At 67.2% G+C, this 10,338-nt stretch carries 10 protein-coding genes; 3 read left to right on the top strand and 7 right to left on the bottom strand.

Annotation, left to right across the window (positions count from 1 at the left end; genetic code table 11):
• Window positions 1–247: 247 nt before the first annotated feature.
• From ACYVDG_RS32085 to ACYVDG_RS32065, 5 genes are all read right to left on the bottom strand, one after another.
• Window positions 248–919, bottom strand: coding sequence for an enoyl-CoA hydratase-related protein (locus ACYVDG_RS32085; RefSeq protein WP_460763713.1), 672 nt, complete (start codon window positions 917–919; stop codon window positions 248–250).
• A gap of 32 nt (window positions 920–951) precedes the next feature.
• Entirely contained in the window at window positions 952–1,533 is a 582-nt protein-coding gene (locus tag ACYVDG_RS32080) for a TetR/AcrR family transcriptional regulator (protein WP_460763710.1), read from the bottom strand.
• A gap of 370 nt (window positions 1,534–1,903) precedes the next feature.
• Window positions 1,904–2,377 (bottom strand): ribonuclease HI, encoded by a 474-nt coding sequence (gene rnhA / locus ACYVDG_RS32075; RefSeq protein WP_460763707.1) that lies wholly within the window; start codon window positions 2,375–2,377, stop codon window positions 1,904–1,906.
• Between the two features lie 277 nt (window positions 2,378–2,654).
• Window positions 2,655–3,320 (bottom strand): peptide deformylase, encoded by a 666-nt coding sequence (gene def, locus ACYVDG_RS32070; RefSeq protein ID WP_460763704.1) that lies wholly within the window; start codon window positions 3,318–3,320, stop codon window positions 2,655–2,657.
• Between the two features lie 91 nt (window positions 3,321–3,411).
• Window positions 3,412–3,855: an SMI1/KNR4 family protein gene (locus ACYVDG_RS32065; protein WP_460763716.1), complete on the bottom strand. Its 444-nt coding sequence runs from the start codon at window positions 3,853–3,855 to the stop codon at window positions 3,412–3,414.
• 232 nt (window positions 3,856–4,087) lie between these two features.
• Between ACYVDG_RS32065 and ACYVDG_RS32060 the strand changes: the two genes are divergently transcribed.
• Window positions 4,088–5,359, top strand: coding sequence for a sensor histidine kinase (locus ACYVDG_RS32060; protein WP_460763700.1), 1,272 nt, complete (start codon window positions 4,088–4,090; stop codon window positions 5,357–5,359).
• Window positions 5,311–5,961 (top strand): LuxR C-terminal-related transcriptional regulator, encoded by a 651-nt coding sequence (locus ACYVDG_RS32055; RefSeq protein ID WP_460763696.1) that lies wholly within the window; start codon window positions 5,311–5,313, stop codon window positions 5,959–5,961. Before ACYVDG_RS32060 ends, ACYVDG_RS32055 begins: the two co-directional genes overlap by 49 nt.
• Before the next feature lie 47 nt (window positions 5,962–6,008).
• On the opposite strand, the gene ACYVDG_RS32050 is transcribed toward ACYVDG_RS32055, so the two are convergent.
• Complete coding sequence (locus ACYVDG_RS32050; RefSeq protein ID WP_460763690.1) at window positions 6,009–8,036, bottom strand: AMP-binding protein; 2,028 nt, start codon at window positions 8,034–8,036, stop codon at window positions 6,009–6,011.
• Between the two features lie 142 nt (window positions 8,037–8,178).
• Window positions 8,179–9,435 carry a multidrug effflux MFS transporter gene (locus tag ACYVDG_RS32045; RefSeq protein WP_460763686.1) on the bottom strand — a complete coding sequence of 419 codons (1,257 nt, stop codon included), beginning with the start codon at window positions 9,433–9,435 and terminating at the stop codon, window positions 8,179–8,181.
• Between the two features lie 290 nt (window positions 9,436–9,725).
• On the opposite strand from ACYVDG_RS32045, the gene ACYVDG_RS32040 reads away from it, so the two are divergent.
• Window positions 9,726–10,338, top strand: a 613-nt coding sequence (locus tag ACYVDG_RS32040; protein WP_460763682.1) for a transposase, incomplete at its 3' end; no start/stop codon positions are given.

Below are 10,338 nucleotides of genomic sequence, written 5' to 3'. Positions count from 1 at the left end.
GGGCGAGCCAAGTGGACCAACCGGTGGAAGCGGGCGCTGAATGCCTTCGAGGTGACCTTCGAGGGCCGGCTGACCCCGACACGCCGCTGACCAGGAAAAATAGTTACACCCTTAACTTGACACACCCACAGGACCAGCGACCCGTACAGCACCGTGCCCCCACCCGGACCGGGTGGGGGCACGTCAGGACGTAGCTGTCCGCCAACGATCTGGGAGTGAGGCGGTGGGGCTCCCGGTGCGACCTTCCTCAGCTGAGAGGGGCGTCCTTGTCACGCAGCACGTCCAGCACGGGTGCGTACATGCGGGACTTGATGGCGCCCAGAGTGGCGGCATCCTTGGCGGCCAGGGAGCGGGCCAGCTCGATGGCGGTGGGACGCACGTCCTGTTCGGCCACGGCCTGGTCCACGATGCCGACCGCCGCAGCGTCGGTGCCGCCGTAACGGCGGGCGGTCAGCATGGCCTCGTGCGCGGTCTGCGGTGTCAAACGCGCCTGGATGAGCGCCGCCATGCCCGGGGTGAACGGGATGTTGATGTCGGCCTCGGGCAGACACCAAAAGCCGCGGTCGGCGCGCATCACACGCAGGTCGTGGGCCAAGGAGAGCATGGCGCCGGCGGCGAAGGTGTGGCCCTGCAGAGCGGCCACCGTGGGCATCGGCAGGGCCAGCACGCGCGCGAACAGGTGGTGGACGTCGGCGACGTAGTCCTGGTACCGGTCGGCGTTGGCCATGAGCCAGTCCAAGTCCAGGCCGTTGGAGTAGAACTTTCCGGTGGCGGCGGTGACCAGGGCCCGGGGCCCCTGAACCTGCTCGGCCTCGTCCAGGGCGGCGTTGACCGAGGTGATCCAGTCCGGGTGGAAGCGGTTCTCACCGTCGCCCAGATCCAAAACGAGGACCTCGTCATGGCGTTCGAGAGTGGGCATGGGGAAGCTCCTTGTCGTGTTGACGGACGGTGTCAGGGGCTGGACTGCCCCTCACCGCTGGTCCGGTGCGAGTGCAGAACGCGGGTCAGCAGGTCGTGGATCTCCCCACCCGCGGCTTGGAGCGGTGCGGTGCTGCGCTCGGCACGGCACAGGACCACCGCGCCCTCGACGGCGGCGATGACGAAGGCGGCCAGGCGCTTGCTCCGCGGCTCGGGCAGACCGTGGCCGGCGAACATGGTGGCCAGTGCCTGCTGCCAGCGGGCGAAGACCACGGCCGCCGAGCGCGCCAGCTGCGGGGCGTGGTCGTTGGTCTCCACCGCCACCGCCACCACGGGGCAGCCCGCGCGAAAGTCGCTGTCCAGGAGTTGTTGGCGCCACAGCGCGAAGAAGTCGTCCACAGCCCCGACCGGGTCCCGGGACTGGGCGGCCTGCTCGATCAGGGTCGCGGTGAACTCGCCTGCCAGGGCGACCGCTTCGTCGAGCAGCTCTGCCCGTCCCCGCGGAAAGTGGTGGTAGACCGAACCGCGCGGTCCTCCGCTGTGCGCGAGCACACGGTCAATGGTGGTGCCGCCGGCACCGTGTTCACGCAGCAGGGCAGCGGCACTGAGCACCATCGCCTCGCGGCTGCGGCTCTTTCCCGGACTTATGTGCCCCCTTACGTGCGTGGGACCGCCCCCAGGGAATGCGCTGACACCCCATACATTACCAGCGAGTAACTTATGCCGGATAGCATAGAGCATAGAAAACCACCCAGAGACCACGGACCCCAAGACCGAACTCCACTGACACCACCCCAACCCTCACCCGCCAATGGTCAACGCACCCACGGCATCGGCTCACCCGGCATCCCCAGTTCCCCACGGACTGCTTGCCCCGCCGTCGAACCCTCCGGATAACCAGACCTAGAAAACACGAAACGGCGGCACCCCACCGGGCACCGCCGCCACCCTCAGCCCACACCCGCCGAACGCGCGCGGGCGCGCCCTAGAGCCCGCCAGCTTCGTCGCGGCCGCGCCGGGCCAGCTCGTCGGCGCGTTCGTTGCCCTCGTCGCCGCTGTGCCCGCGCACCCACTTCCACTCGACGTCGTAGCGCGAGGCCACCTCGTCCAGGCGCTGCCACAGGTCCACGTTCTTGACGGGTTTCTTGTCGGCGGTCTTCCAACCGCGCTTCTTCCACCCGTGCACCCAGGAGGTGATGCCGTTGCGCACGTAGGAGGAGTCGGTGTGCAACAACACCGGCACGTCCCGTTTCAAGCTCTCCAGTGCCTGGATGGCAGCCATGAGCTCCATCCGGTTGTTGGTGGTCTGCTCCTCACCGCCGAACAGCTCGCGTTCGTGTTCCCTGTAGCGCAACCACACCCCCCAGCCCCCCGGGCCGGGGTTGCCGCTGCACGCCCCGTCGGTGTAGATGACCACGCGTTCCGTCGACTGCTGGTCGACCTCTTCCCCGTTGTCCATGCGGGGCAATCTACCGCCCTGCCGGGTCACGAAAAGGCCACAACGACCCGATGTAGGGCCAGTTTCAGAGCCAATCGACACCAATGGCGCCAACAACCCAGCCATTTCGGACTACACCACCGACCAAAGGCACCCCGCACCACCACCCCCACGAGCCAGGAAACCCGCACCCCGAACCACCACCCACGGTAAAAACCCCAGCACACAACGGCGGGGGCGCACCGGAAAAACCGGTACGCCCCCGCACACGACCGCGAAACGGCCCCAAAAACCGGGCCTAGCCCGCCAGCTCGCGCTCCAACTCCTCAGCGCGCTCCTCCCGGCGAGCGAACACGTTCTCAGCCATCTCGTCCATCTTCTTCAGCACCCGCTTGCGCTCCCGCTTGGAGAGCCGATCCACATACACCCGACCGAAAGTGTGGTCGGTCTCGTGCTGCAGACACCGCGCGAAATAACCGCTCCCCGTCAACACGACCTCATGGCCGTCCTTGTCCACCCCGCGCACCGTGGCGTGCTCAGCCCGCCCCAACTCCGCATGCGGACCCGGCACCGACAAGCACCCCTCGTTCTCCACCACCACCGGATCATCCAGGTCACGCTCGTCCAACACCGGGTTGACCACGTGCCCCACATGCCGCACCCCGTCATCGTCAGGGCAGTCATAAACGAACAACCGCAGATCCACACCGACCTGGTTACCGGCCAGACCCACACCCTCAGCCGCATACATCGTCACGAACATGTCATCCACCAGCTGCGCCAGCTCCGCACTGCCCAGCATCGACTCCGCAACATCGGCATTGACCCGGTGCAGAACCTCCTCACCGGTCACCGTGACCCTCCGGACACGACCCCGAGCGGCCTCAGGCGCCAACTCAGGAAAATCCGACACCTCCCGACCCTGGACATAGGTAACGGGCACGGGCATGGGCTGCTCCGACATGGTCCTTCTCTCAAGGCGGGCTCAAGGGGAAACGGCGGCACCAACACCACCGACCACGAAAAATAGCACGACCGGCCAGCTCACCCCGGCACTAACGGAACCACGCGTTGCCCTGGATGAAACACCGCGCCAGATAGTCACGCAACGACACCACCACCAGCCGCCGCCGATCACTCTCATGATCCCACACCACGATCCCCGGACCGTAGTCCGTGTGCACGTAGGCGAACTGCGGCCCCATATCCGAGTCACCGAAGAAGATCATCTCACCGAACGGCGCGTACAACTCCCGATAGTCCGGCTCCCCACGTATCGCCAGGTTGTCCTCCACCAACCGGCGCGCACTCCACACCACCGCATCCCCGTACTCATTGGTCACCCCATCCGTCTCCCGCAACAGAGAAGCCAACTCGAACGGCAAAGGCAGCATCAAGTGCTTCTCGACCTCGGCAAGGGTCGCCTCATCGGCCGGATCACTCAGATCGGCCTCGGGGTACATCTCCAGGATCAGTTCACGCCACACACACACGATCATCACAGGTCGTGGCAAGACACGGGAAATCGCGGTCGGCGAGTTGCACCGAATATCCACCCAACCCCACCACCACACCCACCCCACACGCCCCCAAAACCCCAAAACCAGCCCAAAAGTCACCCCACGTGACCACCCCACCACCCCAAACCGGGGAGCCACCACCACCGCAACCACCCACCACCACACCCCAAAATAGAAACGAGGAGACCACACCCACAGGAAGAGACCCACCATGGCCACCCCCAACCCACACAAAACAGGCCCCCTCACCACACTCACCTACCTCTTCCTCCTCGTCTCCCAAAACATCGCCGCCCTACTCCTCCTCCCCCTCGTCATCGCCTCCGCCGTCCTCACCCTCATCTGGATCGGCCTCCCCTTCACCATCCTCACCGCCACCACCCTCCGCACCATCGCCAACGCCCAACGCACCACCCTCGGCCACCTCCTCCCCAACGGACCCGTCCCCACCGCCTACCGCCCCATACCCCCCACCGGCGTCCACGCCCGCGTCCGCGTCATCCTCACCGACCCCGCCACCTGGCGCGACCTCCTCTGGCTCACCAGCGCACCCCTCCTCATCACCCTCGGCCTCATCGGCTACACCCTCTACGCCCACGCCCTCTTCCAAACCACCTACGCACTCATCCTCTGGCGCACCATCCCCGACCTCTACGGATTCATCACCCCCACCACCCAAGGCCAAGCCCTCCTCATCCTCATCCCCGCCGCCATCACCCTCCTCATCGCCCACACCCTCACCCCCCTCGCCACCAACGCCTACACACACCTCAACCGACTCATCCTCGCCCCCTCCGAAAAAGCCCGACTCACCGCACGCGTCGCCCACCTCGCCACCACCCGCGCCGACACCATCGACACCCAAGCCGCCGAAATCCGCCGCATCGAACGCGACCTCCACGACGGCGCCCAAGCCCGCCTCGTCGCCCTCGGCATGAACCTCGGCATGGCCGAACAAATCGTCGAAACCAACCCCACCAACGCCAAAAACATGCTCGCCGAAGCCCGCGAAACCACCCGCCACGCCCTCACCGAACTCCGCGACCTCGTCCGCGGCATCCACCCACCCGTCCTCGTCGAACGCGGACTCGACGGAGCCGTCCACGCCCTCGCCCTCACCCACCACCTCCCCATCACCGTCACCACCCACCTCCCAGGCCGCCCCGGCGACCCCGTCGAATCCGCCGCCTACTTCGCCATCGCCGAACTCCTCACCAACTCCGCCAAACACGCCCACGCCACCCACGCCTGGGTCCACATCAACCACGGCCGCCAACGCCTCGTCATCACCATCACCGACAACGGAAAAGGCGGCGCCCACCCCACCCCCGAAAGCGGACTCTCCGGCATCGCACGCCGACTCGACGCCTTCGATGGCACGATGAACATCACCAGCCCACCGGGCGGACCCACCATCGTGACCCTGGAGATCCCGTGCGCGTTGTCATCGCCGAAGACCTTGCCCTCCTCCGCGACGGACTGATCCGGCTCCTCGAAGCCCACAACTTCACCGTCGTAGCCGCCGTCGACAACGGCCCCGACCTCCACACCGCCCTCACCGAACACAAACCCGACGTCGCCGTCGTCGACGTCCGCCTACCCCCCACCTTCACCGACGAAGGCCTCCAAGCAGCCATAGGAGCCCGCACCCACGTCCCCGGCCTCCCCATCCTCGTGCTCTCCCAGCACGTCGAACAGCTCTACGCCCGCGAACTCCTCTCCGACGACGGCGGCGCCGTCGGCTACCTCCTCAAAGACCGCGTCTTCGACATAGGCCAGTTCATCGAAGCCATCCGCCGCGTCGCCGACGGCGGCACCGCCATGGACCCCGCCGTTATCTCCCAACTCCTGGCCCGCCAAGACCAGAGCGGCCCCCTCGCCGAACTCACCCCCCGAGAACGCGAAGTCCTCGCCGAAATGGCCGAAGGCCGCTCCAACTCCGCCATCGCCGGACGCCTCTACATCACCGAAAAAGCCGTCAGCAAACACATCAACAACATCTTCACCAAGCTCGAACTCCCACCCTCCTCCGACGACAGCCGCCGCGTCCTCGCCGTCCTCGCCTACCTCAACGGCGAGCAATAACAAAGGCCGCGGCCCCACAGGGACCGCGGCCACCACAACCTCAACAACTACTCACGACGCACCCGGTACAGGCCGTCGATCTCCTCGGAGAACGCCCTCAGCACCGCCTCACGCCGTAACTCCCCCGACACGTGCACCAAACCCGACTGCACCGTGAACTCCTCCGCCAACACATGGAACGACCGCACCGCCAAATGCCTCGGCACACTGCGGTTGGCCTCGTACACCAATCCCTGCACCTCACGCAGCAGATCACGATCCCCCGCGATCTCCTCCGGTGCCATCGACAACGGCCGCCCGTTCACCAACCGCCAGTACTCCAACTGGTCACGCACCAGCGTCACCAGCGCACTCGCGAACGGACGCCCCTCCACGATCACCAACACCTGACTGATCAACGGATGAGCCCGCAACCGAGCCTCGAACTCCGCCACCACATCGGCATCCCGAGGACGCTCCAGACCTGACGGCACAGCAGCGAACTCACCGGCACCCGACCTCGTCTCCGGAGTCCCCGCCACGGGAGCCTCAGCGGCCTCCAGGGCCTCGGAGGGCCCATGCTCCACCGGAGCAGGAGCAACAGGCGGGGCAGCACGCTCCACCTCGGCCGGTGCGGCAGCCAACTCAGGCACAGCCCGCTCCAACACCGGAGCCGCACCCCGCGGCACGAACCGCCCCGGCACCTCAGCAAGGGACGCCTGCGGCCGTGAGCGGCCACGCACCCGCACGAAACCCTCGTCGTCCACGTGGGCCACAACGCCGGTCGCCAACCAGCCCTGACGGAACGCCGCCTGCGACCCCTCACCGTCGGCCCAGTAACCCGAGAACACCGCACCACCGCGCACGTACAGCTCGCCCTCGGGCGAAGCCCACACCTCGCGACCCGGCATCGCCCGACCCACCGTGCCCGGCGAACGGTCGCCGACCGCGTTGGCCGTGAACACCCCGGCCGTCTCCGGAGTACCGAACACCTGCATCACCGGCACACCCACACCGCTGAAGTAGCTGTCCAACCGCTCTGAAAGCCCACCGCCCCAGCACACTGCCAGGTGCACGCGACCACCGAGCATGTCCCGCACCTTCGCGAACGACCAGTCGTACATCGAGCGCGACAGCCGCCGCCAGGCACCCTTCTTCGGCGCCTGGTCGAACTGCACCGCGGCGTCCATCGCCGCGTTGAACGTCCCCACCGAGTCCCAGTCCGTGGAGTGGGCGCTCTCGCGCTCCGAACCGTGCACCCGTTCGAACAGCTTCGGCGTGCATACCAGCACCGTGGGCCGGAACCGTTCCAGTTCACGCCGCAGGGAGCCCGGGGCCGTCATCCCCACACGGACCCGGCCCACCACGCAGGCCACCAGCGTGGCCAACCCGGGCAGCTCCGACAGGTGCTGGTCCAACACCGTGCTCGCCCGGTTCGCGTCCAGCTCCGACAGCCGTGGCCACATCCGGTCAACCAGGTCGGCAGCGGCGCTCAGAAGCGCACCGTGCGAGAGCACCACACCCCGAGTCCTCCTCGAGACCGTGCTCATCGGGTAAAGGATCACCGCCGGGTCCTCGGAGACCACCTCGTCCCGTCGGAACCGCACCGCCGATGCGTCCATGTACGCACCCAGGCTCACGATGTCGGGCAGCCCCTCCTCCAAGCGCCACACGCGGCCCATGTCCGGCAGCTCGCGCTGCAATGCCGCCACAGTGCGGTGTTGCCGCTCTCCCTGCACCACAGCGGCCGCTGGACGGGTCTGGCGCACCACGTGCGACACCCGCTCCGCCGAGGCGAACTCGGGCAAGGGCACCAGCACCGCCCTGACCGACCACACGGCGTAGGCCACCCGCACCCAGTCATGGTGCGATCCGGCCACCAACAGCACCCGGTCGCCCTCCGTCACACCGGCCGCAACCAAGCCCTTGGCCAGGGACGTCACCTCGGTGGCGAACTCGCCGGCCGTCCGGCGCTCCCAGCCTCCACTCCCCAGGACCGAGAACACGTGCGCGTGCGCATCGGAGGTCGCCACCTCATAGACCACATCGCTCAACCCGGAGTGCCCTCGAGCCAACGAACCGGGTGTCTCGCCCATACCCACTCATCCTCTGCCGCATCAGAAGGCGGGCCCGGCACGATTCCTACCCGCCTCAAACTGGGAATCGTGCCCTACTGTGCCCATTTCCCCACAGAAGGGCAACCTCAGGATTTCGGATGAAAGTCCAGCACACCTGGACTCATCGGACCTTTGAACGAGCCGACCACACGAAAGCCAGCATGGACAGAGCCGCCACCGACACCATCACCACGGCCATGCTCACCAACGAGGCCTCACCCGAAGGCGTCAGCCCCGCCATCGCGGCCACCGAACCGCCCAACGCGAACTGCAACGAACCCATCAGGGCCGAAGCCGTCCCCGCCACAGCCACCGGCTGACCGTCCAGGGCCGACACCGTCGCGTTCGGCATGATGAACCCGACGCTGAACATCATCACCGCCAGCAGAGCGGACACCATCCACAGCTGAGCGACCCCGGTCAACGCCAACACCAGCAGCACGAGCACCGCGGTCAGCGCCAGGACCAACCCCATGAACAACCGCCGAGGGGTGTCGATCCGGCCCACCAGCAGGCCGTTGCCCTGGGTGCCCGCCATCGACGCCAAGGCGTTCAGTGCGAACAGCCACGCGTACGTCTGGGGCGACACGCCGAACTCCTGCTGGGACACGAACGAGAACGCCGACACGTACGTGAACAGCATCCCGAAGCTCAGCCCCAGCGTCAGAACCGGCCCCACGAACCTCGGGTTGCGCACCAGCGCCAGCACGGTCGTCGCCAGCTGCCGCGGCCCCTGGCTCCGACGGGCCTCCCGCGGCAGGCTCTCCGGCAGCCACAGCAGAACCAGCACGAAACTCAGCGCCGACATCGCGGCCAGCACCCAGAAGCTCAACTGCCACGGGCCTACCAGCAGCAACTGCGCACCCACCAGGGGCGCCAGCAGCGGAGCCAGCATCATCACGAGCGCCAGCCGGGAGAAGAACCGCACCGCGTCGTCACCTTGGAACAGGTCGCGCACCACGGCCCGGGCCACCACAGCACCCGCGGCCCCGGCCACACCCTGCACGAACCGCAGCACGATGAACACTGTCACGTTCGGCACGAACACACACAGCACCGACGTGACCGTGAACAGCGCGACACCCACGAGCAGGGGGCCGCGACGGCCCCAGGCATCGCTCATCGGACCGATGATCAGCTGACCGACCGCCAGTCCCAGCATGATCGCGGTCAGGGTCAGCCCGATCTGGCCCTCGGTCGCCCCCAGCTCCTGCGTGATCTGTGGGAAGGCCGGGAGGTACATGTCGGTCGCCAACGGCCCGGTGGCCGTCAGTACACCGAGGACCAGCACCAACAGCGCGATCGACTTACGCGACCGAAGAGGGTTCAGGCCTACCCCTTGCGCGGAGGCGGCGGAAGGGGACGGAGGGGACTGCACAGGTACTCCAGTTCAGAAGGACGGGTGGGTGGGAGCGCGCCCATCGGCACGGACCACTCCATACCAACACCGGAAGGGGACGATTCGCTCCCCACCCAACCATCCGAATTCCTGTGATGTCCCTTACGTTCGGGCCCGGTTCACCTGTCTTGGGCGAGGATGCCCGGGCGTTCACGCCCGGGAGGAATCGCCCTGCCCGCCGGTTCGCCCGCTGCGGGCAGGTGGCGTTCCGCGAGAGTTCCGCAGCCCAGCACGGACGGATTTCGTCGTTTGGCCCCACCGCGGTGCGGGTGATCGGCAAGGTCGCCGACGCCTACACCACCCGGCAGGCCCACCTGAAGGCCGGACACCTGGGACGCGCGGGTTCGCCGCGCCGCCAGCGCGCCGAGTCCACGGCGATCAGTTTCCGCCCGGAGGCGGCCCAGCCTTTCGATGCGCGGTGTCTGTCCTGGCTGATGGATGCGCGCACGGTCTCGATCTGGACCACCCAAGGGCGGATGAAGAACTTGGCCTTCACTTCCTCACCGGACCAGCTCAAACTCCTGGCCCAGTATCAGCGGGGGGAGAGCGACCTGATGCACCAGGACGGGCAGTGGTACCTGGCGGCCACCTGTGAGGTGCCCGAGGCTCGGCTGAACGAGGAGCCTTCGGGGTTTGCGGGGGTGGATCTGGGCATCGTGGAGATCGCCACCACCTCCACCGGCCAACGCTACGCCGGGCGCCAGCTCAACCGGTACCGCAAGCGGCAGAACCGGTTGCGCGCCAAGCTGCAGAAGAAGAACACCAAGAGCGCCAAACGCCTGCTCAAGCGCCAGCGCCGCAAGGAGGCCCGGCGAGCGCGGGACGTCAACCACCAGATTTCCAAGCACATCGTGGAGCGGGCCGAACGCACCGGCCACGGCA

The sequence above is a fragment of the Nocardiopsis oceani genome, assembly GCF_054777395.1.
This window is presented reverse-complemented; position numbering and strand designations above follow the sequence as displayed.

Excerpts from the sequence above, each read along its gene's own strand:
- ACYVDG_RS32085 (WP_460763713.1), bottom strand. The coding sequence starts at position 919 with ATGCCCACTCTCGAACGCCATGACGAGGTCCTCGTTTTGGATCTGGGC.
- ACYVDG_RS32080 (WP_460763710.1), bottom strand. The coding sequence starts at position 1,533 with ATGGTGCTCAGTGCCGCTGCCCTGCTGCGTGAACACGGTGCCGGCGGC.
- rnhA (WP_460763707.1), bottom strand. The coding sequence starts at position 2,377 with ATGGACAACGGGGAAGAGGTCGACCAGCAGTCGACGGAACGCGTGGTC.
- def (WP_460763704.1), bottom strand. The coding sequence starts at position 3,320 with ATGTCGGAGCAGCCCATGCCCGTGCCCGTTACCTATGTCCAGGGTCGG.
- ACYVDG_RS32050 (WP_460763690.1), bottom strand. The coding sequence starts at position 8,036 with ATGGGCGAGACACCCGGTTCGTTGGCTCGAGGGCACTCCGGGTTGAGC.
- ACYVDG_RS32060 (WP_460763700.1), top strand. The coding sequence starts at position 4,088 with ATGGCCACCCCCAACCCACACAAAACAGGCCCCCTCACCACACTCACC.
- ACYVDG_RS32065 (WP_460763716.1), bottom strand. The coding sequence starts at position 3,855 with ATGATCGTGTGTGTGTGGCGTGAACTGATCCTGGAGATGTACCCCGAG.